This window comes from Verrucomicrobiia bacterium (assembly GCA_023953615.1).
Lineage (GTDB): Bacteria > Verrucomicrobiota > Verrucomicrobiia > Limisphaerales > JADLHS01 > JADLHS01.
This window is the reverse complement of record JAMLJH010000001.1, coordinates 1,481,532-1,506,964: the sequence shown is the minus strand read 5'-3', so window position 1 is coordinate 1,506,964 and position 25,433 is coordinate 1,481,532. Positions and strand designations below refer to the sequence as shown.

Below are 25,433 nucleotides of genomic sequence, written 5' to 3'. Positions count from 1 at the left end.
CGGAAATCAGCGCCAGTAAAAAGTGCCGGTTGGGCCCGATAAAATGCGACTGCCACCGCCGGGTCGCCGCTCACTTTTTGGCCGGTTCAAACTGGATGGCCCCGGAATTGATGCAGTAGCGCAACCCGGTCGGCTTGGGGCCATCATTGAAAACGTGGCCCAGATGCCCGCCACAACGGGCGCACAGCACCTCGGTCCGTCGCATCCCGAAGCTGTCGTCCGCCGCCTCGGCAATGATGTCCGTCCGCGCCGGCGCGTAGAAACTCGGCCAGCCACATTCCGATTCAAATTTGGTGTCCGAAGCAAACAGCAACGCGCCGCAGCCCGCGCAGTGGTAATCGCCCGCGTCCTTGGTGTTCCAATACTTGCCGGTGAACGCGCGTTCCGTGCCTTTCTCGCGCAGGATGCGATATTGTTCGGGCGTCAATTGCTTCCGCCATTCCGCGTCCGTTTTGGTGAGGTTGTTAGTCATGGTTAAAGTGGATGAATCGGCCGCGCTCGGCGGCGCCGCCTCCGGCGCTTCGGTTCGGGCGACGTGTCGGTCAACGCCGCAGCCAAGCAGCAGCACCGCCGCCCAACTCGCCAGCGTGGCCCGGGTTATTCGCATGATCTCCAAACGCATCATCGCCTCATCGTCGCGTTACGCCGCGCCCACCACTACTTGCGGGAGCCGGTCACGGTGAACCTAACCGGCCAACGGCGCGCGTTCCTTGTGCCAGGATGTACTCTGTTCGTAGGCATGCGCAATTTTGAGAATGGTCGCTTCACCAAACGGCGAGCCGAGCAATTGCAATCCGATGGGCAGCCGGGGTGAGCTGGTGAAACCGCACGGCACGCTGATCCCGCAGATTCCCGCCAGGTTGCACGAAATCGTGAACGCGTCGGAAAGATACATTTGCAGCGGATCGGACGATTTTTCACCGATCTTGAATGCGGCCGTCGGCGTCGTCGGCGTCACGATGGCATCCACTTGTTCGAACGCCTTGAGAAAATCCTGCCGGATGAGCGTTCGCACTTTTTGCGCGCGCAGATAATACGCGTCGTAGTAACCGCTGCTCAAAACGTACGTGCCCAAAATGATGCGCCGTTTCACTTCCGCGCCAAACCCTTGACCGCGCGTGTTGCAGTAAAGCTCGAGCGGATCGTTCCCCTCGGCGCGCAAACCATAGCGAATGCCGTCGAAGCGGGCGAGATTCGCCGAGGCTTCAGCCGGCGCAATGATGTAATACGTGGCGGCGGCGTAATCCGCATGGGGCAAGGAAATCTCCGTCACACTGGCGCCCAACGCCTGCAGTTGTTCAATTGCCCGATCCACCGCGGCCTTCACCTCCGGGTCCAGACCCGGGATTTGAAATTCCCGGGGCAAACCGATCCGCAAACCTTTGATGTTTCCATCCAACGCCTGGAGGTAATCCGGTACCGGTTGCTTCACACTGGTCGTGTCGCGTTCGTCGTGGCCGCTGATCACCTGGAGCAACGTGGCCGTATCGCGCACGTCCTTGGTGAACGGCCCGACCTGGTCCAGGGACGAAGCAAACGCCACCAAACCGTAGCGCGAAACGCGGCCGTAAGTGGGTTTGAATCCCACGCAGCCACAGAATGCCGCCGGTTGGCGAATCGAACCGCCCGTGTCCGATCCCAGCGCGCCGATGACTTCATCCGCCGCCACTGCTGCCGCCGAGCCGCCGGAGGAGCCGCCCGGAATACGCGTTGGCGACCACGGATTGCGCGTCAATCCGAACGCCGAGGTTTCCGTCGAACTGCCCATGGCGAACTCGTCCATGTTCAAACGACCAAACACAACTGCGCCCGCCGCCTTGAGTTTGGTGACGACCGTGGCGTCGTAAGGAGAAATAAAATTTCCCAGAATTTTGGAGCCGCAATTCAGCGGTTGATTCTTTACGGCGAAAACGTCCTTAAGCCCGATGGGAACGCCCAGCAACGGACGGTCCAGGCCCATCCCTTGGGCAATTTCCTGGTCCAGCGCGTCGGCTTGCGCGAGGGCATCGGCCGCATCGTAGCTGATGAAGGCATGGATTTTTTCATCCACCCGCGCGATGCGATCCAGGCACGCCTGCATGGCGGCGCGGGCGCTGATTTCCCGTCGGGCGATCCGCGCGGTTAGTTCCGAAATGGTGAGTTGGTGAGGCATGTCGGCTCTGGAACGCGTGGGTTACTCGACAATTTTGGGAACAACAAACAGCCCGCCCGCCTGCCGGGGCGCGTTGCGCAGCGCCGCTTCGTGCGCAAGCGAGGGCTGAACGACGTCCGGGCGGGTGACGTTGACCGTCGGGACGGCGTGCGCGGTGGGCTCGACTTGGGACACGTTCACGGCCTTCAATTGTTCAATAAAACCAAGGATGTTGCCCAATTGGGTGCCGAGCATTTTTTCCTCTTCCGGAGTGAGCGCCAGTCGGGCCAGATGCGCCACGTATTTGACATCAAAATCGGTTCCAGCCATGCGCGGAGATTAGGGGTTCGGGCGCGAAGTTCCAAGTTCCAACTGGCCGCCGGTGGTTATTCTTCGTCGAACTTGCGTTGCAACAGCGCCTCAATTTCCGTCACCGCTTGGGCGGCGTCGTTGCCATTGGCGTGGACCGTCAATTTGCACCCGGGGCCGGCCGCCAGCATCATCAGGCCCATGATGCTTTTGCCGTTCACCGTTTCCCCGTCTTTTTCGACCATGATCTCGGCGGTAAAGCGGTTGGCTGTTTTCACAAACATGGCGGCTGGACGCGCGTGAATGCCCAGCTTGTTTTGCACCGTGAGTTCTTTGGTCAGCTTCGATCCACTCATCAAAATCGCTTCATTATTAGCGAATCGAAGGGGTTAGGCCATTTTTTTATTTGGCCGGAGGCGGGTTGATCATTTGGGCAATCAGCCGCTCATTCAATTCCTTGGCGGGATTGTAGCCGGTGATCGCCAATTTCAGGTGCATGGCCGCCACCTCGATCAGTCGCGCGATGTCCCGACCCGGACGGATCGGAATGGTAATGTGCGGCACTTTGACGCCGAGAATCTGCGTGAATTCCTGCTCCAATCCCAGCCGCTCGACATCGGGCACCTCGTTCCACGCCTTCAGTGAAACCACCAAATCCACCCGTTTGTTGGAGCGGATGCTCTTGATGCCGAACATGGCCGCGACGTTGATGATGCCGATGCCGCGCACTTCCATGTGATCCTTGGTCAACGAAGCCGCCGTGCCGATGACGTGTTTGCCGTCCTGCAAATGCACTTTCACGACGTCATCCGCCACCAGGCAATACCCACGCTCGATCAACGCCAGCACGCTTTCGCTTTTGCCCGCGCCGCTCTCGCCCTTGATGATCACGCCGATGCCCAGAATGTCCACCATGCTGCCCAGTTCGGTGCCGCGCGGCGCAAACATGGTTTCCAGCGTCAGCGTCGCCTGGCTGATGAAGTGCATGGTGATTTGTGGCGTGCGGAAAACCGGCACGCGCGCCGCGTTGGCCGCCGCAATCATCTCCTCATCCGGTTTCAAACTGCGGCTGCAAACCAGACACGGCACCTTGTAATTGAAAAGGGTTTGATAACATTTGGCGCGATCCGCCGGCGTTTGTGAACGCAGGAAAAAAATCTCCGCGTTGCCCAAAGCCTGCACGCGTTTGTAGGCAAAATACTTTGTGAAACCGGCCAACATCAGCCCCGGACGATTAACGGTCGGCTCAATGATCTCGCGCTTCAAACCCTCCGCGCCCGCCACCAGTTCCAACCCCAGAGGTTGCTGGTTTTCCCGGAAAAATCGTTCGACGGTGATGACTTCTGGTTTCATGGCTTGCCCGCCGCCAGAATAGACGGTGGCGCGTTGGATTCAACCTGAATTCCCGTCCGTCCGCTCCACGCCGTCTCCAGCGGTCGCCTGGATGAATCTACCGCAACGGCGCTTCACGAATGTTTGCCGCCGCAGCACCCGCTTTTTCCGTCAGCGTGGGATTTATGCGCGGACGACTCCGCCGGGGCGTGATCGTGACCGCACCCGCAACCATCCCCCGCTCCCGCTTTCCCGTTCTGCCAGCGGGTGAGCAGCACAAAGAAAAATCCGGCCACCAATAGAATTGCGACGATGAATAGAGTTGTCATAGTTTTTGCCCGTTCCCGACAGGCTACGCGAATTGCAAATCGTGTCGAGCCTGAGCGATGGACTCCGGGCCGCAGAGGCGAACCCAGTCCGCGCAGCTGCGGGATCGAGCCGCCTCCCGACGACTTGGTTTTGGCGTGACCCAACCTGGTTTTGCTGTCATCGTGATTCCGTGACAACAGCTCAAGCCGAACAACTGCTGGAACAATTCCGCATGGATAAAATTTCGCGCGCCCGTGTCCTGCGCGCCTTCCAAGCTGCACCAGTTGCCGACTTGGGTTTTGCCCAGGTGGATTTGCATCGGGCGCTGCGCAAGGGATGTCCGGAAGTCATTTTCGGCGCGGGAAAAACCGCCGCGCAAGTGGTGGGCATCGCCGCCCGGTTGCTTCAGCACAAGCAAAATGTGCTCGTTACCCGCGCCACGAAAGAACAAGCGCGCGCCTTGCAAAGAAAATTCAAAGCGGCGCGGCATTATGAACTCGCCCGCTGCGTGACGATTGAAAAGTGGCCGCTACCAAAACGTCCTGGCACCATCGCCGTCGTCTCCGCCGGCACGAGCGATCTGCCGGTGGCGCAAGAAGCGGCCCTCACCGCCACCCTGATGGGAAATCAAGTGGTGGAAGTTCACGACGTGGGCGTGGCGGGGCTGCATCGCGTTCTGGCGCGTTTGGAAATTTTGCAACAGGCGAACGTGCTGATCGTGGTGGCCGGAATGGAAGGCGCGTTGCCCAGCGTGGTGGCGGGACTGGTCAATCGGCCGGTGGTTGCCGTTCCGACCAGCGTGGGTTACGGCGCGAGCTTTGGCGGTCTGGCGGCGTTGCTGGGCATGTTGAACAGTTGCAGCAGCGGCGTCACGGTGGTGAACATTGACAACGGATTTGGCGCGGGCTACGCGGCAGGGCAGATCAATGCGTTACATGGTTGAATCGTTACCAGGTTACATCGTTGAAATGTTACAACGCGAAAATATTCAGGCGGCGCGTTTTTGTCCGTTGTAACGATTTAGCGTTTTGACGATGTAACGCCTCGATGACTTGACATTAAAATGCGGCTACAAAATACGGACATGCGAATGAAAACCCTTTACCTCGACATCTTCAGCGGCATCAGTGGCGACATGTTCATCGGCGCGCTGATTGACCTGGGCGTTGACGCGCATCGGCTCGAGCGCGAGCTGAAAAAGCTCAAGCTCGATGGTTATCACTTGCACGTCAGCCAACAGGAACGCCAGGGCATCGCCGGCATCAAGTTCGATGTTCATCTCGCGCATGACCATGACCACGAGCATCATCACGACGATGGCAGTGATCACGAACATGAACACAGCCACACGCATAAGCATCATCACCATGAGCACGGTCATGAACATCATCATGAGCACGAGCACCACGGCCATTCCCACGACGACAGCCGGAATTTTTGCGACATCAAAAAACTCATCAACAAGAGCAAGCTGTCGCCCTGGGTGAAACAGAAATCCATCGCGGTGTTCCAACGCATCGCGGACGCTGAAGGGAAAATTCATGGCCAGCCGGCGGATGAAGTGCATTTCCACGAAGTCGGCGCGGTGGATTCCATCGTGGACATTGTCGGCGCGTGCATCGGTTTGGAATTACTTGGCAAACCGCGCGTTGTCGCTGCGCCCGTCGTGGAAGGCACGGGCTGGATTCGCTGCGCGCACGGACGTTTCCCCATTCCCGCTCCGGCCACGCTCGCCATCCTTGGCGCGCGCAAAATCCCGGTGTCGCAATGTGATGAACCCAACGAACTGATCACGCCCACCGGCGCGGCGTTGCTGGCGGAGTTTGCCGAGAGTTTCGACTCGATGCAGAACCTCGCAGTGGAAAAAATCGGCTTCGGCCTCGGCACGCGCGAGAATAAAACACGACCAAACGTCCTGCGCGCCGTTTGGGGCGTACAGTCCAAAGTCCAAAGTTCAAAGTCTAAAGTTGCTGGCGCAAACGCGAACATTCCATCCACCATCCACCACTCACTATCCGCTACCAACGATTGGCAGACGGATCGTGTCGCGGTGTTGGAGACGAATCTGGACGACGTGAGCGGCGAGATTCTTGGCGCGTTTGTGACAGCCGCGCTGGCAGCGGGCGCGTTGGACGTGTTCCACACGCCAATTCAGATGAAGAAAAATCGTCCGGGTGTGCTGCTCACCGTGCTGTGTCCTGAAGCGGACGCGGACAAATTCGGCGAACTGATACTGCGCGAGACGACGGCCTTCGGCGTGCGGCGGACGATTGCCGAGCGCCGGAAATTGCGGCGCGAATTTACGACGGTAAAAACCAAGTTCGGCCCGGTAACGGTGAAGCTGGGCAAACTGAACGGCAAAGTGGTGCAAGTCGCGCCAGAGTTTGAATCGTGCCAAAAACTGGCCGCGCAGAAGAAAGTGCCGCTGCGGCAGGTTTATGAGACAGCCAAACTCGTCATGCCGGTGGAGGAGTGAGGGCAAAAGACTTTTTCAGCCGGCGGAAAGCCAGAGCCAATATCCCCAGCATTGCCAGAGTCGCACTGCTTGGTTCGGGAATGATGGTCGTGGTGCCGGCAAAAATGCCTTGGGCTTGGTGAGCGACAGCGTAGTCAACCTCCTGAATCACACCTCGGTTGTTGACCAGTTTCGCCCAGCCAAAAACTGGATCCAGATAAAAGAACGGCGGGTTAGGAGGATATGGTGGTGCAAAACCTGCCCCGGTATACAGCCCGACGTAAAACGGCGCTCCCGACTGGAAGACATATGTCTCGCCGAATTGAAACTCACGATGAGCATTGGCCACGGTTGGTCTGAGGCTGATGGGATCATTCGGCGAAACCAAGAAAACGCGCACCCCAATGGTAATCGGCTCATCGAAGCGAAAGATGTTTGTAAAAGCTGCCGGGGCTTGTCTGCCCCACGGCTCAAGCATAAATCCTGTTATCTGCGGCCCAAGGTTCCATACATCAATTTCTCCAGGAAACAAATTCGTGTACACCCCGTTGGGCACGATGTAGCCTTGGGCGTGCAGCCCGATAGCGGTGACAACTGCGAGAACTATGGCAACAAGCGATTTCATACGCTCAACCGCTTGCAACGGCGAATCCCCAAAAGTGCGCCGCTCAAGACGATCAAAGCGCAGCTCGTCGGCTCGGGAATGATGGTTTGTGTTCCGGCGAAGATGCCTTCAGCCTTGTAAACCAGCGCGCTGTCGAGCAGTTGGATCACTCCTTGATTATTTACCAACCTTGCCCAGCCAAACAGCGGGTCAGTGTAAATTCCGCCCGGCGGATAAAAATTCTGGTTGCCGGTGTACAATCCTACGTAAAACGGGGACCCGTTGTTTAAAACGTAATTTTGAAACATCAATTCCGTATAACTCCCAGACTGGATCGCTTGCAGGCTTACGGGTTGATTTGAGGCCACCAAGAAAACGCGCACGCTAACATCAAGGATGGCTCCGAACCTAAACGTGTTTGTATAGACTGTGGGCAGCGTTTTGCCCATGGGATCCAATCCAAAGCCAGTGTAATACGAGTTGGTTGGATCATGTAACACGTCAATTTCATAGCCAAAGCCAGGGTTATATCCGGAATAAACAACGCCGTTTGGAACAATGTAACCTTGCGAATATGATGGCACAACTCCCACGAAGATAAGAGCTGCGATGCAGAGGAGTTTCATTTTTGTTTTCATGTTGTGGTCTCATTATTTATGTTTCGGCGATCAGTGAATAGTCGGCCAGTTCGTTAGAGTGAATGGCGACAATTGGTAATCTGTGCCCACGCTGTTGTTTGTTGAGAGGTAGTGCATATGCTGGTTAATAGTCTCAAAATAAAATGTGTAATTCGGTCCGCTAAATGGTCCAAAGTGGTGTGAGAGTAAGACTAAATGGTTTTCGACGAGCAATCTTTCAGGTGACGAGGAATCACCACCACCAAGTGAGATACCCCAATTTGTCCCGACACCGAAAGGAATGACACGGCTACTATCCCAGCTAAGATTCGGCGGAAACCCAAACGAAATGGGCTGACTGAACAGTTTCAAAGCTTGGTTCATCCCGATTCCTTGAACGACACTTGTTGCGTTGGTTGGAAGATAATTCATGAGATTCGTCGGCACTACCGGCAAGAAGCCGACTGATGATGGCAAATCTTCGTTCAGAATCCCCACCGAGAGATCGTTGGCGATGAACACCGTCTCCACATTGGTCCGCCAGTAGATCACGTTGTTCGTGTCGAGAAAAGCGGCCACAAAACGATCCGGTGGATAATGCATGTGGTTGGCGAAGAGACAATGCCGGGGCGAAACCATTGTTACCAGCCCTTGGCCTCCAAGACTGTTGAGGAATCCAATGGCCGTGGCGCTTAAGCCTTGCACTCCCTTGAGCCAGAAATTCGTTGACCAGACCGCATTTGTGAGCAGGTGCAAATTCGTTGGATAGTAGAACGCCCATGTCCAGTCAGACACCTCCACCATGTTCGCGCCCGGCGAGAATCCATTCGTTCGTGCGACCAAATTGGTCGCCAAGTGGTAAGCAAGTGTTCCTGGCGCAACGTAGCTGCCAACGTAGGTGAAGTTCGTTACCTGCCAGTTTGCGCTGGCACTTCCGGCGGCGTTCGTCACGACCACAGTGTAAGCGCCAACCGTGCTCGGACCGCCCAGCAAGGTGTACGAGTTCGATGTAGCACCACTGATGTTCGTTCCGTTGAACTTCCATTGGTAGCTCAAGGGGAAACCGTTGTTTTGTCCCGGCGCGCTAGCGGTCACACTCAAGGTCAAATTCTCTTGGAAGATTGCGACTTGATCCGTCGGCAGCGGTGTTTGCGTGAGAATGATAGGTGCTGTGACCAACGTCAGCGTGGCGGTCGGGCTGGTAATGATGCCGACCTCGTTGCTGACGGTTACGGCGTAACTGCCCGCTTGCGCCGCTTGCACGTTGGTCAACGTCAGGGTGGCATTGGTGGCTCCAGCCAGATTCACACCGTTAGTTTTCCACTGATAGCCTACGCCGTAAAGTCCCGCTCCTCGGGAAGTGAAAGTGACAGTTCCACCTGCAATCTGGAACTGGTCGGTCGGCGCAAGGGTGATGACGGGAGTTTTTGGGCCGGTGCGAATGGCCAAAGCGTGATCCGCACCGTTAGCAATTGCGATTACATGGCTCATCCCGCTCAGAGCGGTCACAACTTCTCCTGAACCCCAGATGGCAAGCGTGTTGTCTCTGTTGAGCGCAATGGAATACGAAGAATTATTGAGCGGATCGCCGCCGGCGGCAATCGCCACGACATTGCTCAATCCAACAGGTACGTTGGTTTCACCGTAGGTGTTGCGTCCCCAAGCGACAACCGTCCCGTCCCTTTTCAGCGCCAAACTGTGAGCGACACCTGCTGCGACATCCCAAACGTTGCTTAATCCTGCTGGAACATTGCATTGGCCATCACCGTTGTTGCCCCACGCGACCACTGTGCCGTCTTCCTTGGCAGCGAGATTGTGTTGATAACCTGCGGCAATCGCCACGACGTTCGATAAACCCGAGGGAACATTCGTTTCTCCCTGCGGACTATAGCCCCACGCGACGACCGTTCCATTGCTGCGCAACGCCAGACTGTGGAGGGCTTGGGCCGAGATTACGACCACGTTCGTGGCGTCGGCTGGAATCGTGGTGAGATTGTACAGGCCTGCGGCGTTCAGTCCCCACGCAGTCAAATTGCCGTTGGTCAGCAGGGCTACGTTGTGATACCAGCCGGAGGCAATCATTGTAACGCCGGTGAGATTGGTCGGAACGCTACCTTGGCCGTAGCTGTTCTGTCCCCACGCCGCGATAGTCCCGTCACTCAGCAACGCAAGACTTTGACCACCACCACCCGCAACCATCAGCGCGTTACTCAGGCCGGCCGGGACGGAACATTGGTCGACAACGTCATTACCCCATCCGAGCGTCATCGTCTTTTGCGGCTTGGTGAGGATGTAGAAAGCCTGCTCTGCCGGCTGATTAGAGAACGTGTAGCGATTCGACGTGTAACCGATACCAATCCAGTTCCAATCCGCAACCGCTGCCGCGGCATTGGTGGCCATCAAAATATCGTAGGGCACGTTGTTCGTCCCACCGACGATGCTGAAACTGGCAGTGGCAAGTCCGTTTGTGAGCACTGCCGCCATGTCCACTATATACACGCCGTTACCGTAGGCATAACTCGTCAACATACTGCTCATCATCGCGACAGAGGTGCGTTCCAGCGAAAAGTATTCTTCGTCGCTTATCAAGCCTGCTTCCCATTCTAGCTTTCGCAACGCGCGTTCCTCCTCGCGTTGCCTGTAAATCGCCTCGTAATCCACGGAAGAATCATCAATCAGATAGGAGTTGCCGTAACCGAGATAGTACACCGGCAAATCGGGATAGCGGCAGAATGGCCACGGCGGCATGTTCGTACGCTGAAGCGACCAGAATGTTCCGTAGGCTGGGATTTTGTCTGGCGATACAGCCTGAATCTGCAATTTGTTCCCTGCAACAATGCGGCTCCAAATTTGGCTCCAGCCAAGACTCGTCAAAAGAAGCAAGCCAACGCCCAAGAACAGACCGACTCCGTACGACTTTCTGAAAGGATCCATCATATTCCGTTTTCCCTGCGGCCTCCCTTTTCCTCAATGAAAGGGCGCGGACTCAACGCCCCCTTCCTAGAGGCACCGCTAAGCGCCTGTCCAGACAGCACGCCAAGCCGTGCCGAGCGGTTGGCAGTGTCTGGACGGGCAAGGAAAATTCGTGGTATTCTAGCAAGCTCGCAGCCAAAAGCTACGTATGTATTGCTTGTTTCTGACTACATGATTTCCTTACCGAACGCCTTCGATTGAACCTCAAGCGTCAGATTCACGCAAGCAGGGATCTGCATTTCGGCAGAATAATCTCGCGTTTGCGCTCGAGACTTTTGCGCCTTTAGTTTCACCGTTACTTCCCCTAGCTTGGGAGCGGCAATATGAAGAGCCGTTTTGATTCCATCGAGTCCGTCATCGCCGACATCCGCAAAGGGAAAATGGTCATCGTGGTGGACGATGCCGACCGCGAAAACGAGGGCGACCTCATCTTCGCCGCCGAGAAGGCCACGGCGCAAAACGTGAGCTTCACGGTGCGTTACACGTCCGGCGTGATTTGCGTGCCGATGGAAGGCGGTGATCTCGACCGGCTGGAATTGCCGCTCATGACGCGGCAAAATATGGAGCGGATGCGCACGGCCTACACGATTTCCGTGGACGCGGCGCGCGGGGTCACCACAGGCATTTCTGCCGCCGACCGCGCCCGCACGATTCAACTGCTCGCGAATCCCAAAACGCAGCCGGATGATCTCGTCCGGCCCGGCCACGTTTTTCCGTTGCGTTATCGCGACGGCGGCGTGCTGCGGCGAGCGGGGCACACGGAAGCGGCGATTGATCTGGCGCGACTTGCGGGATTGCGTCCCGCCGGAGTGCTTGCGGAAATCGTCAATGACGACGGCACGATGGCGCGGTTGCCGGCATTGCGAAAGTTTGCCAAAAAACATCGGCTGAAACTTTGCACCATCGCCGATCTCATCGAGTATCGGCGCACGCGCGAGAAGCTGGTGGAGCGAATCGAGACGGTGAAGATGCCGACGGATTACGGAGATTTTGAGCTGGCGTTGTATCGCTCGAAGGTTGACGGACAGCATCATCTGGCGTTGATTCGCGGGGAGGTGGCGGGTAAGCGAAACGTCCTCGTGCGCGTGCATAGCGAATGTCTCACGGGCGACATTTTTGGATCGCGCCGCTGTGATTGCGGGCCGCAATTGCATCAGGCGATGCGGCAGATTGCCGAGGCCGGCCATGGCGTGATTGTCTATATGCGGCAGGAGGGACGCGGCATCGGTCTGGCCCCGAAGATCAAGGCGTATAAATTGCAGGAGCAGGGTTATGATACCGTGGAAGCGAACCAAAAATTGGGTTATAGCACCGACCTGCGCGAATACGGTTTGGGCGCGCAAATCCTCACTGACCTGGGATTGAAAACCATCCGATTGCTCACGAACAATCCGAAGAAAATCGTCGGGCTGGCGGGATATGGTTTGAAAGTGGTGGAGCAATTACCCATCCGCGTGCCGCCGAATCCGCATAACGCAAAATACCTGAAAACCAAGAAGAAGAAATTGGGGCATCTGCTGTGAGTTGTTCCGTCGCACAACCCGCGCAAACGGACTGACTCCGACGGCTTTACATCCGCTAAAAATTTCCGCGCCCCGACAATTGTCTGCAAATCAAAGTCATGTCCGCCGCATCCGCTAAAGTTCCCGCGTCCCACCGGTCGCGACGCGCGAAGCGTTGGCGCAACTGGCTGGCGCTGGGTGTTGGGCTTTACGCTTTGATCGGCTTTTTGCTTCTGCCGGTCATCATCAAGTGGCAACTGCCGCGACAACTCGCCGAACGGACGCACCGAGCGACGACCGTACAACAAGTGCGCGCCAATCCGTTCACGCTCTCGCTGACGGTTCGCGGCTTGAGCCTGATGGAAACCAACGGAACGCCTTTTGCCTCGATGGAGGAGTTCTACGCCAATTTTCAACTGTCCTCGCTGTGGCAGCGGGCCTGGACGTTTGATCAAATCCGACTGGTTCGTCCGCAAGTGCAACTGAGCCGTTTTACGAACGGAGCTTTCAACATTTCCGATCTTGTTGCCGTCAACACAATAGAAACCAACTTTTCCAACGCGTTACCGGCCTTGCAGATTCGGTCTTTGCTGGTGACGAACGCCCTGGTCACGCTAACCGATGCGGCGACGGAACCGGTTTTTCACGCACGCTACGAACCAATCCACATCCAGCTCACCGATTTCTCCACGCACGGTGACGCCGCTGAGCCGTATCACATCACCGCGACGGCCAGTGATGGCGAGCGGCTGGAATGGTCCGGCAGATTCTCGCTGGCGCAACGCGCTTCGGACGGTCACTTCAAACTCAGCGGGCTTTCACTCACGAAATACAATCCCTATCTGTCGCTGTTGACGACCGCCACCGTTGCGCGCGGGAGCCTTGAAGTCAACACCGACTACCGGTTGAATTTTGCGCGCCAGTCATTGGAACTCGAGGTCACTAACGCCGCGGTGGAATTGCGCAATCTCGCGGTCAATCCGCCTGAACGCAGCGATCCTTTGCTGACGCTGGACCGACTGCAAATCACCAACGCCGTCGCGCAGTTGGCGGAACGCCGGCTTCAACTCGGCGGCGTGTCTATTTCGGGCGGCGCGGCGCTGGTCGAGCGCGCCACCAACGGCGCCCTGGTGGCCGTCAGTTATTTAAAGTCAACCGCGACATCATCCGCCGCGCCAGCCGCGCCATGGCAACTGCAACTGGATCAGTTCACCGTCACCAACTTCAACCTCACGGCGACCGATTTTTCCACCACACCGCCCGCTGGTCTCGGCCTGGAGCATTTGGCGTTGGCGCTAAAAGATTTTACCACCCAGACCCATGTTCCTTTTAGTCTGACGCTGGCGGGGGATTGGCGGGACGGCGGCGCGTTAGCTCTGGAAACGCATGGAACTTTATGGCCACTGAATCAAACGGCCTCAATCGCTGTGAAGGATTGGGCCATTCCATCCGCGCAGCCTTACCTCAGTCAATACCTCAACCTCGCCGTGCAGTCGGGCAAGTTAAGCGCGCAAGGACAGGTGAAGTTTGATCCCAACGCAGAACCGCTGTTGCAATTCACCGGTTCGGGCAGCGTGACGGATTTTGCCTCGACCGATACCCTTTCCGGTCACGAACTTGCGCGGTGGCAGGAGCATATTGTGCGCGGAGTGAACCTGACGCTGCGTCCCAATCAGATCAGCATTGAACAGCTCAAATTCACCGGGGCGCGCAACAATCTCGTCATCAATTCCAACCGGCAATTCAATGTCGCCAGTCTGGCCAAGCTGCCCGAACGCACCAATTCCACGACCCGCCCGCGCACCAATCACTCGGGTCTGGACGCCTTTCCCATTCATATCGGCGCGATGACGTTGGAGCATAATTCCCTGCGCTTGGTGGATGATTCCCTGCCGCGCCGCTTCGAGTGGTCCATTGCCGATATTAACGGCAGCGTCAGCAACATCGTTCTCCCTGGACAACAAAAAGCACAGATTGATCTGCATGGCGAAGTTGCTCCGCTCGCTCCGTTTGCGATTACCGGCGCGCTCACTCCGGATCCGCAAAATCTATTCACCGATTTAACGATCGCCTGCACAAACACGGATTTGACCGCGCTCAGTCCTTATACGGAAAAGTTCGTTGGCCGGCCGCTGACCAAAGGCAAACTCACCACCGCGCTGCATTATCAGATCGAAGCGCGCCAGCTCGTCGCGACAAATTTCGCCGACCTGGCTCAACTCACCCTGGGCGCGCGTGTGGAAAGTCCTGACGCTCTGAAATTGCCCATCAAACTGGCCATCGGCCTCTTGAAAGATATGGATGGACACATCGTGCTGAACGTGCCGCTGTCCGGCAGCCTGGATGATCCCAAGTTCAGCATCTGGCGGTTGGTGGGGCAAACCTTGCAAAATCTGGTCGTCAAGGCTGCCGCCGCACCGTTCTCCTTATTGGGGGCGCTGGTCGGTGGCGGATCGGAATTGCAGTTTGTTGAATTTGATCCGGGCGATTTCTCGCTTCGCTCCGATCAAACCAACAAACTGGTCAAACTCGGCGCTGCCTTGGAAAAACGCACCGAACTCACCTTGGAAATCCGCGCGACGTATGATCCCCAACTCGACGTGGCGGCGTTGGGTCGAAATCAACTTCGACGGCAAATGGAGAATTCGCGGAAGCCTGAATCTACCGGCACCGCAACTGGCGGAACCGCTCCCGAGGAAGCGACGTTTAACGATGCGGACTATGACCGTTGGTTGCGGGAAGCCTATCAAGCTGCGTTCAACACCACTCCTGAACAGGCGCTCGCTGAAAAATTGCACGGAATCACCAACGCTGGCCGTGCCAATTGGAAAGGCGGATCGGTGGTGGAATCGAACGCTCGCAATCCGCAGAAAGGAGCAACGGGTTTATTGGAGTCGAAGTCGGCGTCATCAACATCGGACGCAAATAGTGCCGAGGGCGGCCCCACCGCGACGAACCCGATGGCTTCAGAGTTGCAACCCGAACTGGTGCGCGCCGAAATGGAGCAACGCCTGCTGACCTTGAATCCCGTGCCGCCGGAAGCATTGCAAACGCTCACGGAACAACGAATCGTCACGGTGAAAAAGTTTATGATCATGGACGCGGGCATTTCGGCGGATCGCATTCTGCCAACCACCGACAGTCCTCCGGCGTCCGTCATCCCCGGTACCGCGCGCGTCGAATTCTCTTTGGATTGATGACTCGCCCGCCGCTGCCGCCCGCCCCATACTTTTCCTGAGTGAGTCCATCGGACCCAACTGAAGATTTTGTCGCCAGAACTTGCCACAGTTTGCAGGAGGGTTCGTTCGTCCGCTTGATCCTGTCAACACCGGTCACCCCGGAAATGCCGCGCAAAATTCTGGGGCGCATGGTGGTTCTACGCGGCCGGCGGCAGCTCTCTCTCACGTTGCGTCACCCCACTCGCGATATTACCCAAAATCTCGAGTTGACCGCTGTGGGCGCCTGGCTGCGTGAGCAACTCAAACATCATTATCGCAGCGCACTGCTTGGCACTACGCAGCGCGACTGGCAACTGATCACCAATGCCAATGGAGGGGCGCGATTGGTGGATCATCGGCCCGCCCAAACCACCAAGCCCCAAGCGGAACACGACCAAAAGCGCGCCGGCCTACTGGATGCCACCGCCACCGACTGGCTGTCCGCTTTGGAAGTGATGGATGCCAACGGCCGGGTCCGTCCGGCGCGGGCGGGGAAATTCCGCCAGATCAACCGTTACCTAGAAATTATTTCCCATCTGGTCGCTGAGTGTGGTTGGCAACCCGGGGAACGATCGGCCACTGCCGATGAGTCGTCCAATGCCGCAATCCCCGACCCCGCACCGATTCGTCATTGGGTGGATATGGGCTGCGGCAAAGGGTATCTCACTTTCGGGCTTTGGCATTTGTGGACGCGCATTTGGAAACAACCCGTTCGCGTCACGGGCGTGGAATCGCGACGCGATTTGGTGCTGGCCACCAACCAATTGGCGAAAAAACTTCACGCGGACGGGCTGAAGTTTTTGCCGGGCGAAATTGCGAGCGCGCCCCTGACCAAAGTGGATGCCTTGATTGCTTTACACGCGTGTGACACGGCCACCGACGATGCGATCCGTCGCGGAATTGCCGGCGGGGCCAAGTTGATCATTGTCGCTCCGTGCTGTCACAAGGAGCTTCGCTCTCAGCTTGGTAAGCCCGAGGTCTTCGCATCGGTGCTGCAACATGGCATCATGGCGGAGCGGCTGGCGGAATGGGTCACCGACGGGTTGCGCGCGATGGTCTTGGAGTGGGCGGGTTACCGCACGAAACTCATGGAATTTGTGAGCAGCGAACACACCCCAAAAAATCTGATGTTGGCGGCCATCCGCGAGCGTCCGCCGTTCACTTCCGTCAGGCAACGCGAGCAGATCATCGCGCTTAAAAATTTTTTGGGCATCAAACATCACGCTCTTGATGACCTGCTGAATCACCAATCATGTCCTGGGAAACCATAGACTGGGATGCCTTGGAACGGATGCGCCAGGCGTTTCTCACCGGAACGGCGACCACGGCTGATTATTGGCAATCCGATAATGATCTGGCCGCCTACGACGCCACGTTCGCGCAGCGGATCGGCTGGAAGTGGGATTTTGTTTTGCGCGAACTGCGACGCCGCGGCTGGTCACCACCGGCCGGAGCGTTGCTGGATTGGGGCTGTGGCAGCGGGATCGCGACGCGCAAATTCCTGGAGTCTTTCCGTTCGGAAAGCATGAACCCTCTGCACGTTTGGGATCGGTCTGTTCGAGCCATGGATTTCGCCTTAAAGCGAGCCCGAGAATATGCTCCGGGACTATCGGCGAGCGCTTGTTCGACCGCTCCGACTTCCTGTCGAGGTACGGTATTACTCAGTCATGTGCTGACCGAACTGAGTCCCGCACAAATCGAAGCTCTGGTAGCGGCAGTCGCAACGGCAGATTGCATTTTGTGGGTTGAACCGGGAACCTACGAGGCGAGCCTGACGTTGATTGCCATTCGCGAGCGATTACGTGATCAATTTGGAATTATCGCGCCGTGTACCCATCAAGGACGCTGCGGCATCTTGGCGCCAGAAAATGTACGCCATTGGTGTCATCACTTCGCCTCGCCACCGCCGGAAGTATTCACCGACAGCCATTGGGCGCGCTTTGCAAATTTCCTCGGTATTGATTTACGCGCTTTGCCATTGAGTTTCCTCGTATTGGATAAACGTCCCGTGCCTCCGCTACCCGCGGGCACCGCCCATTTGATTGGACGGCCGCGCCTCTACAAAGGACACGCGCTGTTACTTGGCTGCGACGCTAACGGAGTTTCCGAGCAGCGGCTGTCTCAACGAAAATTTGTCAAAGAATTCAAAGCCTTCAAAAAGGGAAAGCATGGGTCGCTGTTACAATGGCAATGCGAAGGAGGTGAAATTCAGCGACTGGAAACGCTGTAAGCGGAGCCGAAACTCACGAACGCAAAAAGACGTTCGCTTTGGCTTTCTGAGTTTCAACTTCATTTTCACGCGTTGTTGCTATTTCCGCGGCAACGGAATGTTCGGCAGGGGGATTTTTAAGTATCAGAGGTGCAACCGAAGGCAGCCTACAGCGTGAGCTGTGGGTTTGGTCGGATAGGTTCATAAGCCCGGTAGGCACGATGGAAAACTGTTGTCGCGCGCCTGGATCAGCCGCCCCTGCGGGGCTTGCTGGGACTACCAGTTTCTGGCCGGCGCCGTGGGTTGCCGTCTGACGCTGCTCCGCAGCCTTGGCTGTGAAACCGGTTTTCGTAACAGGCAACGGCGGACGGAGGACTCCCTACCCCACCCACTTCAAGCTTTTTATGGCCCTGAAAGAATCCAGATGTAAAACAAAAACCCCTTCCGGTTTCCCGGAAGGGGCTGAAATTTTCAACTCAGCTTAGAACTTGTAGATGATGTTCGCCAACAGCGTGAACTCGTCGTCCGTCGTAGCGGTGCGCAAGGTACGGCTGTCAAGATCATGATCCCAGCGAAGTTCCGCACGGGAGATGACGTTCCGCCACAATTGGTAGTCTGCCGTCACCGTAGTGGAGAGGATCTCAGTCGTCGGAGCATAGGCGGCGCCGAGGATGCCACCACCGGCCGGGAGACCATCACCACCAACGCGGATGTAATCCAAACGACCGTGCAACGTAAGTTTCTCGGTAGTGGCATGGGAGACATAGAGCGCCAATGCCGAAGAGTCTCCATTGCTGTTACCAACACGATTGTCAATATGCACGTAGTCAAAGGCCGCGCCAGCTTTCAAGCTTTCCCATGGCGTGGGCACGGTGACTCCGACATACCAAGAGGTGCGCGCTGAAGAACCAGCGGCGCTACCGACTTTACCGCTAACCACGCCAGCGTAGAGCGTGCCGCCTTCCAAGAAGCCAAAGCTCTCCGGAGCGGTTAGGGCAATGGATGCCATATAGGTCTTCACGGAATCTTGGGTAGATCCAGTTGACACATTTGCGACCCGATTATTGATTACCGAATCCCAAGTATCGGCGATACCTGCTGAAGCAGAGATGTTCTCGGTGAAGCGATAGCTGGCGAGAATACCCGTGTGTTGACGCGCTCCGATCGAGTAGCCCCAAGAATGGCTGTAGTTGGGGTTGTCGCCGGCATTCGTAGCTTCGTAGCCAGTGATCGTGTCAAATACGCCCACCTTCCAATCAATGCCATTTCCTACGGGAGTCCGGAGTGAAACATAGGCTTGCTTGATCGCGGCCCCGCCCGTATCCAGCGCATTTTTTGTTCCCAAAAGGTTCACATCGGGACCAAACCAGAATTCCGCCTTGTAACCAGCGGCCCACTCACTCTCGTCGAGAGCTTTTTCCAGAGCTAAATCAACCACATCCAGATTAAAGCCGTCCCCCTTGCCTTGACTGAAGGCATAACCACGGGTGTTGGCCCGCGAGGCATTCTTACCGAAATCCCACGCTGCCGATGTATTGACGTAACCGCTGATGGTGGTCGAAGTAAGTTCGGCCTTGGTATCCAACAGCACCTTTTCCTCAGCCTGAGCGACTGAAGCGAGACTGACCGCTCCCAGTGCTGCCAGACCCAATGTCCATTTATTCAACTTCATTTTGGTTCCTCCGATGTGTCTTCTATTATTTATTTTGTCCATCGCGCGTTGATTTATTTTTATGTTCCGCGCCAGTTTTTGTTCTATTTCTCTTATGCATTGCGAGAATAAACCCGGTTTACCCTCGGCACCACTCGGTGCATTTTCGACGAAAAGTATGGAAACACTAAAGGAATGACAATCTTTAATTTTCCATAAAACGGGCAGTCTTTGTCCTAACGCAAGACGACCTCACCAAAGCCTGGCTGGCACTCGCGGAAACCGTGGGTTTTCGTCACCGGCGCAAACAAATGGAATGGAGACTGCTAAGTTCGGGGGCGTGATGCTGGCAGCCGTGAATCAGAGACCGCAATCCGGTCGAGGCCGCATCCCGAGATCAGGATAATCATTTATGCCGTCATTTGCTTACGTTGCGCGTGAAACTGGAACCGGGCGAGAAATCCGCAGCCAACTGGAGGCCGCCACGGAACAGGCCGCCATTGCTGCGTTGCTGAACCGCAACCTTCTCGTCATTTCCATCAAGGAAAAGGTCGCGCGCAAAGGTCGCACCAGCGGCGGCGGTGTGCCGCTGGCCGATCTGGTGGTCTTTACCCGTCAATTGGCGACGATGGTGGACGCCGGTCTGGCGATGGTACAATCGCTCCAAGGGCTGGCGGAACAGACGCAAAACAAGGCAATGCGTGACGTGATTAAGGACATCTGCACGCGCGTGGAAGGGGGCGACAGCTTCTCCGAAGCCCTGCAAAAGCATCCCAAGGTTTTTAATCGGTTGTACGTGGCCATGGTCGGCGCCGGTGAAAAGGGCGGTTTATTGGCGGAAATTCTCGCGCGGCTCGCGCTTTATCTGGAAAACACCGCCCGCCTTCGTAAGAAGATCAAGTCGGCGATGATGTATCCCACCGTCGTCACGGTCGTCGCGATCGCGATTACCATCTTCCTGTTGGTCAAGGTCATTCCTGTTTTTGGTGAAATCTATTCTGGGTTCGGCGCCAAACTGCCTGGTCCCACGCAATTCCTTATCAATTTGAGTGAAGTCGTACAACGATTTTTCATCTTGATTTTGATGGCCTTGGGGGGCGGAGTCTATGGCTGGTTCGCCTTTATCAAAACCAAGAAAGGTCGGGAATTTTGGGATCGAAATCGGATCCGGTTGCCGATTTTCGGAGTGATTGCGCATAAAATTTGTCTCGCTCGTTTTACCCGGACGCTGGCTTCGCTGGTACGCAGCGGCGTGCCCATCCTTGAGGTGTTGAACATCGTGGCTCAAACGGTGGGCAACGTGGTGATGGAAAAAGCGATCCGCGTCGCTTCGGGAGACATCGAGCGTGGCGAAAGCATTTCTCAAGCGTTGAGCAAACACCCCATCTTCCCCAACATGATCATTCGGATGATCACCGCTGGCGAACAGACTGGTAAAATTGACAACATGCTCGAACGCATTGCGGATTTTCTGGATGAAGAAATTGAAACGACCCTTTCCGGTCTGACCTCGCTGATCGAGCCAATTTTGATCGTATTTCTGGGCGTGGTGATTGGGGGCATGGTGATTTGTATGTTCCTGCCAATTTTCAAGATGGCGGAAATCGTCAATCCCAAGCGCTGACGGGTTTTATCCATCGCAACTGCCGCCGACTCCTGGTCTGGCGGCAGTTTTTTTGTCCCGACTCAACCCGGTTTTCGCACCACGCTGTCGCGCTGGGACCAGGCCGGATCGGGTTGCGGATAATCCAGATTGTAATGCAGTCCGCGACTTTCCGGTCGTTGCAGGGCGCATTGCACAATCAACTCCGCCACCGTGGCGATGTTGCGCAACTCCAGCAAATCCGCGGTTACGATGAAGTTCCAATAGTATTCGTGAATTTCCTGTTGCAGGTTGGCCAGACGGGCCTCGGCTCGTTGCAGGCGTTTGTTGGTGCGAACGATGCCGACGTAATCCCATAGGCAGCGCCGGATTTCATTCCAGTTGTGAGCCACCACCACCAACTCATCCAAATTGTTCGCCTGGCCGGATTGCCAGACGGGAATGTTGAAACTTACTTCGGGCAATTTGAGTTGCGTCATCCGCTGGGCGGCGCGATTGGAACACACCAGCGCTTCCAAGAGTGAATTGCTCGCCAGCCGATTGGCGCCGTGCAATCCAGTGCAGGCGACTTCGCCCACGGCGAACAATCCCGCAATCTCAGTCTCGCCGTCCACGGTCGTCACCACTCCGCCGCACTGATAATGCGCGGCCGGCACCACCGGAATGGGTTCCTTGGTGATGTCAATGCCGTAGCCCAGGCAGGTTTGATAAATGTTGGGAAAACGATCAATCACAAAGCGGGCGGGCTTGTGCGTCATGTCCAGCAGCACATGATCCGCGCCGCTCTTTTTCATCTCACTGTCAATCGCACGGGCCACAATGTCCCGCGGCGCCAGTGACTTGAGCGGATGGTAGTCATCCATGAACGGTTTGCCGGCCAGCGATAGCAACACTCCGCCTTCACCGCGAACCGCTTCGCTGATCAAAAACGACTTCGCTTTGGGATGGTACAGACAGGTGGGATGAAACTGGACGAATTCCATGTTTGCGACCGCCGCGCCCGCACGGTAAGCCATCGCTACACCGTCGCCCGTTGCGATATCCGGATTGGTGGTGTAGAGGTAAACCTTCCCGCACCCGCCGGTGGCCAACAGCGTGGCGTTGGCGATGAAGGTTTCAACCCGTTGCTGGTTTTTATCGAAGACGTACACTCCCACGCAGCGATTCGGCCCGGGCTGCCCCAGTTTCTGACTGGTGATCAAATCAATCGCGAGGTGGTTTTCAAAAATGGTGATGTTGGGTTCGGCGGCGACGGCATTGAGCAGGGCGCGTTCGATTTCGTGGCCGGTGATATCCTTCGCGTGCAAAATCCGCCGTTTGGAATGGCCGCCTTCCCGACCCAAATCCAACTCACGTCCTCCGTTGCCGTCGGGCAATTCCCGTTCGGTAAATTTCATGCCCAGGTGGATCAACTCCGCGATGCGCGCCGGTCCATCCTCGACAATGGTGCGCACCACCTCCTCCCGACATAACCCGGCGCCAGCGACCAGAGTGTCCTGCACGTGCAGTTCAAAGGAGTCTTCCTTGCTGGTGACGGAAGCAATGCCGCCTTGGGCGTAATTTGTGTTGGATTCCGCCCGGTTTTTCTTGGTGACAATTGCCACTTTACCGTGCGGCGCCACTTTGAGCGCAAAGAAAAGCCCGGCAATTCCGCTACCGAGCACGAGGAAGTCAAATCGCTTCATTCCCAAATACGATGCCCGGAATTAAAATCCGAGGCAATCGTCGCCTTCATCCGGCGGCACCGTCAGGGGGTCTGGCCGCCCCGGAATTCACGCAAGTAGCGCAACGCCACGCGCAGGTCTTTGGGTTGCGGTGCGGTGACCAGTAACGGTTGTTGCGTGACCGGATGAGGCAGGTGAAGTTGCGTGGAATACAAGGCAGGCTGCGAAATTAAAGGCCGTTCCGTTCGACCGGGTTTGAGCCGATAATCTTTCTTCAATCGCGAAAGCCACAACGGTTTTCCGCCGTAGGACGGATCGCCAACGACCGGCAGCCGCGCGGATTTGAGATGCACCCGAATCTGATGTTCGCGCCAGATCAACGGGCGACACCGCAACAGCGTGTAGCCGGCAAATTTTTCCACCACTTCAAAGCGTGTCTTGGATTTTCTGCCCTGCCGGGCATCCACGCGACTTAATTCCGGACGCAGCGGATCGGGAGCGATTTTGACGGTTACTTCAAATTGATCTGCTTCCGGCGTGCCGACAACCAAGGCCAGATAATCATCCGCCGGTTTTTCCGTTCCGAACAGATTCGCGAGCTCGGCAAGCACCGCCTGGCTTTTGGCGAACAAGACCACGCCACCGACCTCAAAATCCAACCGTCGCGCCAGCCCGAGAAAAGATAAACCACGTTGCTGCGCCCACGGTTTTTGCGCGGTGATACCCGCGTGAAGCAACTGCGTCAGACTTGGGCGATCCACTTCCGTTGGACTGGAAGAACACAGCAGATTGGCGGGCTTGGCCAGCGCCAACAACCATTCATCTTCAAAGAGAACGGGGATTTCCCAAAAACCGCGCGTGGCGGGAGCGGAGAGTTTGATCGTTTCCACCATGACAACACGCCAGCTTCCGTGGCGCGATTCAACCGCGCCCCTCCATCCGGTCAATTTGCGGAGGCGCTCTCCAACTGCGCTTCCCGCTGGAAGTAAGGCACAGTGCGGTAGGCTTGTTCGGCTTCGCGCCGGAACCATTCGTTGAACGCCTCGCCGCTGCGCACTTGATGCACCTCACGAGCGAAGGCCGACAAATTGGTGCGCATTTGGGTTTCGTCCAGAGGCAGTTTCGTCTCCACAAAAACCACCGCCGCTCCGTCGGCGCTGGGAATCACCGGGCTGAGGTGCCCGGGTGCCGTAGCGAAAGCTACGCGTTTCAAAACCGATAAATCCACGGCTCCTTCAACTGCGGGAACGCTGCGCGTGCTGAGCGCCAACGGAGGCAATTTCACCGGTTTAACCCCCTGCTGGGCGCAAAGGTCGGTGAAGCTTTGTCCGGCGGCCAGTCCGTTCGTCGTCTTTTCCTGAAAAGCCAGACCGGCCTGACCCGCCAGGCGCATGGACTCCACCGTGCGGAAATCATCCGTCACCTTGGCTCGAACCGATTCAAATTCAGGTTGGGCGCTGGGCAGGTGATGGTTGTAGGCCACCACATAAATTCCATCATCGCCAACCAACGGCTCGGCCAGGGGTTCTTCCGATGAAAGACTGAAGGCGGTGCGCGCGAAATTGGAGCCGGCCTCCAGTCCCGCCGGCGATTCGCCGCGCGCAAACGGCGCGGACACATGCGCCGTCAATCCCGCCGCTTGCGCCAGCTTGACGAAGATTTCCGGCGTCAGTGGATCGGTGAGGTCGTAGAGCTGATTATCAAATTTCTTCGCGTCCTCGTTGGCCGCCATCAACGCCGCGTTCTTCAAATAATCCTCGCGCATTTTGAGCTTGGCGGCTTCAGGCGTCGCGCCTAGGGAAGTGTAATTCGTTCCCAACTGGGTCAAATGTTCCTCAAGCAACTCATTCAAATTGGTCATCTGGGTCAGCTTTTGCTCGCCCTGTGCCAGATAATTGGAAACTGGGAAATACACGTAACTAATTACAGCGCGCTCGGGCAACCGATACCGCGCCATCTGATTGGTGTAAAACTCACTCACCTTCTCCGGCGTCACCACGACTGCCGCCCGATTGCTCGCGCCATGGAAGAAAACGACTTCAGTGGCAACCTCCTGATGATCCCGCCGGTAAAGAGCTTCGATTTCGGCGGGCGGCACCATTTGTCCCGACAAACCGATGGAAGCAACCAGTTGTTGAATGGCGAGATCATGCCGGATGAAGCGCGCAAAATCCGCTGCCGTGAGCCGCTCCCGCGCCAACACTTGCGCTTCAAAATCCGCATACGACACCGGACGCCCGCCACCGATGGCGCGCAAGCGTTCCGCCGCGACCTTGCCCGCCAGCTCGTCGCTGACATGAATCCCCAACTCTTCGGCTTTCAAAATCACGAAGATGCGATTGTAGGTTTCCCGCTCCACGTTGAACCCGGGAATGGCGCGGCTGCTACGGCCGGGAAAATCTCCCGTGGCGAACAAGTGGTACAGCAATACCTCATTGCGCGCGTTTTCGTACATGGTGGGCGTGATTTTACGGCCATTCATACTGCCCAAGCCGCCACTCCCACCACCACCGCTGCCGAATCCGCCACCGGTATCCCAAAAGACGAAGGCCACCACGATGACCGCAATGATGATCCACCACATCGCCTTTGAATGTTTCCGCATCGTTCCAATCATAAAAACTGGCTTAAATAAAGAGGCTTACCCTAGCGGCCTTTACCTTTCCGGGTCAAATCCAAAAAGAGATGCAAAATTCCACTGAAAGTACAAGTCGCTGCGAACCTCGGCATGATTCGCTGGTTTTGGCAAAGTAATGGTTCGGATTGGTCCGATTGTGGCTATGGACACTTTGCCCGGATTCAGACTTCAGAAATTCGGCGCGACTCAGTCAGCGGATTGACGTGCGAGTTGATTGG

General features: G+C 56.6%; 20 protein-coding genes. 7 read left to right on the top strand and 13 right to left on the bottom strand.

Features of this window, described 5'->3' with window-relative positions; genetic code table 11:
* Positions 1-70 precede the first annotated feature (70 nt).
* The 6 genes from msrB to M9920_06280 all read right to left on the bottom strand — a co-directional run bounded on the left by msrB (position 71) and on the right by M9920_06280 (position 4,101).
* The gene (gene msrB / locus M9920_06305) at positions 71-472 is read right to left on the bottom strand and encodes a peptide-methionine (R)-S-oxide reductase MsrB (protein MCO5051897.1); all 402 of its coding nucleotides are present in this window, start codon (positions 470-472) and stop codon (positions 71-73) included.
* Positions 473-685: 213 nt separating this feature from the next.
* Complete coding sequence (gene gatA / locus M9920_06300) at positions 686-2,152, bottom strand: Asp-tRNA(Asn)/Glu-tRNA(Gln) amidotransferase subunit GatA (GenBank protein ID MCO5051896.1); 1,467 nt, start codon at positions 2,150-2,152, stop codon at positions 686-688.
* A 21-nt stretch (positions 2,153-2,173) separates the two neighbouring features.
* Positions 2,174-2,461 (bottom strand): Asp-tRNA(Asn)/Glu-tRNA(Gln) amidotransferase subunit GatC, encoded by a 288-nt coding sequence (gene gatC / locus M9920_06295; GenBank protein MCO5051895.1) that lies wholly within the window; start codon positions 2,459-2,461, stop codon positions 2,174-2,176.
* Between the two features lie 56 nt (positions 2,462-2,517).
* The gene (locus tag M9920_06290; GenBank protein MCO5051894.1) at positions 2,518-2,796 is read right to left on the bottom strand and encodes an HPr family phosphocarrier protein; all 279 of its coding nucleotides are present in this window, start codon (positions 2,794-2,796) and stop codon (positions 2,518-2,520) included.
* Between the two features lie 46 nt (positions 2,797-2,842).
* On the bottom strand, positions 2,843-3,793 hold the full coding sequence (hprK, locus tag M9920_06285; GenBank protein ID MCO5051893.1) for an HPr(Ser) kinase/phosphatase: 951 nt from the start codon (positions 3,791-3,793) through the stop codon (positions 2,843-2,845).
* Positions 3,794-3,906: 113 nt separating this feature from the next.
* Positions 3,907-4,101 carry a hypothetical protein gene (locus tag M9920_06280; GenBank protein ID MCO5051892.1) on the bottom strand — a complete coding sequence of 65 codons (195 nt, stop codon included), beginning with the start codon at positions 4,099-4,101 and terminating at the stop codon, positions 3,907-3,909.
* 212 nt (positions 4,102-4,313) lie between these two features.
* On the opposite strand from M9920_06280, the gene larB reads away from it, so the two are divergent.
* Together larB and larC are read left to right on the top strand one after the other, a co-directional pair.
* On the top strand, positions 4,314-5,024 hold the full coding sequence (gene larB / locus M9920_06275) for a nickel pincer cofactor biosynthesis protein LarB (GenBank protein ID MCO5051891.1): 711 nt from the start codon (positions 4,314-4,316) through the stop codon (positions 5,022-5,024).
* Positions 5,025-5,165: 141 nt separating this feature from the next.
* Positions 5,166-6,557: a nickel pincer cofactor biosynthesis protein LarC gene (gene larC, locus M9920_06270; GenBank protein MCO5051890.1), complete on the top strand. Its 1,392-nt coding sequence runs from the start codon at positions 5,166-5,168 to the stop codon at positions 6,555-6,557.
* Here the strand turns inward: larC and M9920_06265 are convergent.
* The 3 genes from M9920_06265 to M9920_06255 are packed head-to-tail and all read right to left on the bottom strand — an operon-like array spanning position 6,538 to position 10,694.
* On the bottom strand, positions 6,538-7,161 hold the full coding sequence (locus M9920_06265) for a hypothetical protein (GenBank protein MCO5051889.1): 624 nt from the start codon (positions 7,159-7,161) through the stop codon (positions 6,538-6,540). The two genes, larC and M9920_06265, sit on opposite strands and share 20 nt — an antisense overlap.
* Positions 7,158-7,778: a PEP-CTERM sorting domain-containing protein gene (locus M9920_06260; protein MCO5051888.1), complete on the bottom strand. Its 621-nt coding sequence runs from the start codon at positions 7,776-7,778 to the stop codon at positions 7,158-7,160. The genes M9920_06265 and M9920_06260 overlap by 4 nt, the downstream gene beginning before the upstream one ends.
* Positions 7,779-7,808: 30 nt before the next feature.
* Positions 7,809-10,694 carry a hypothetical protein gene (locus M9920_06255; protein ID MCO5051887.1) on the bottom strand — a complete coding sequence of 962 codons (2,886 nt, stop codon included), beginning with the start codon at positions 10,692-10,694 and terminating at the stop codon, positions 7,809-7,811.
* Between the two features lie 359 nt (positions 10,695-11,053).
* Between M9920_06255 and M9920_06250 the strand changes: the two genes are divergently transcribed.
* The 4 genes from M9920_06250 to M9920_06235 all read left to right on the top strand — a co-directional run bounded on the left by M9920_06250 (position 11,054) and on the right by M9920_06235 (position 17,680).
* Positions 11,054-12,253: a bifunctional 3,4-dihydroxy-2-butanone-4-phosphate synthase/GTP cyclohydrolase II gene (locus M9920_06250; GenBank protein MCO5051886.1), complete on the top strand. Its 1,200-nt coding sequence runs from the start codon at positions 11,054-11,056 to the stop codon at positions 12,251-12,253.
* 98 nt (positions 12,254-12,351) lie between these two features.
* Positions 12,352-15,429 carry a DUF748 domain-containing protein gene (locus tag M9920_06245; GenBank protein MCO5051885.1) on the top strand — a complete coding sequence of 1,026 codons (3,078 nt, stop codon included), beginning with the start codon at positions 12,352-12,354 and terminating at the stop codon, positions 15,427-15,429.
* 170 nt (positions 15,430-15,599) lie between these two features.
* On the top strand, positions 15,600-16,721 hold the full coding sequence (locus tag M9920_06240) for an SAM-dependent methyltransferase (protein ID MCO5051884.1): 1,122 nt from the start codon (positions 15,600-15,602) through the stop codon (positions 16,719-16,721).
* A complete protein-coding gene (locus M9920_06235) occupies positions 16,703-17,680 on the top strand; it encodes a small ribosomal subunit Rsm22 family protein (protein ID MCO5051883.1) in 978 nt (325 codons plus the stop codon). Before M9920_06240 ends, M9920_06235 begins: the two co-directional genes overlap by 19 nt.
* Before the next feature lie 460 nt (positions 17,681-18,140).
* On the opposite strand, the gene M9920_06230 is transcribed toward M9920_06235, so the two are convergent.
* Positions 18,141-19,373, bottom strand: coding sequence for a porin (locus M9920_06230; protein MCO5051882.1), 1,233 nt, complete (start codon positions 19,371-19,373; stop codon positions 18,141-18,143).
* A gap of 349 nt (positions 19,374-19,722) precedes the next feature.
* Between M9920_06230 and M9920_06225 the strand changes: the two genes are divergently transcribed.
* Positions 19,723-20,934: a type II secretion system F family protein gene (locus M9920_06225; protein ID MCO5051881.1), complete on the top strand. Its 1,212-nt coding sequence runs from the start codon at positions 19,723-19,725 to the stop codon at positions 20,932-20,934.
* Positions 20,935-20,996: 62 nt separating this feature from the next.
* Here the strand turns inward: M9920_06225 and nadB are convergent, their stop codons facing one another.
* The 3 genes from nadB to M9920_06210 form a co-directional block, all read right to left on the bottom strand.
* Positions 20,997-22,598, bottom strand: a complete 1,602-nt coding sequence (nadB, locus tag M9920_06220) for an L-aspartate oxidase (protein MCO5051880.1) — start codon at positions 22,596-22,598, stop codon at positions 20,997-20,999.
* Positions 22,599-22,660: 62 nt separating this feature from the next.
* A complete protein-coding gene (locus tag M9920_06215) occupies positions 22,661-23,470 on the bottom strand; it encodes an RluA family pseudouridine synthase (protein MCO5051879.1) in 810 nt (269 codons plus the stop codon).
* A 50-nt stretch (positions 23,471-23,520) separates the two neighbouring features.
* Positions 23,521-25,182, bottom strand: coding sequence for a SurA N-terminal domain-containing protein (locus M9920_06210; GenBank protein MCO5051878.1), 1,662 nt, complete (start codon positions 25,180-25,182; stop codon positions 23,521-23,523).
* Positions 25,183-25,433: the final 251 nt, after the last annotated feature.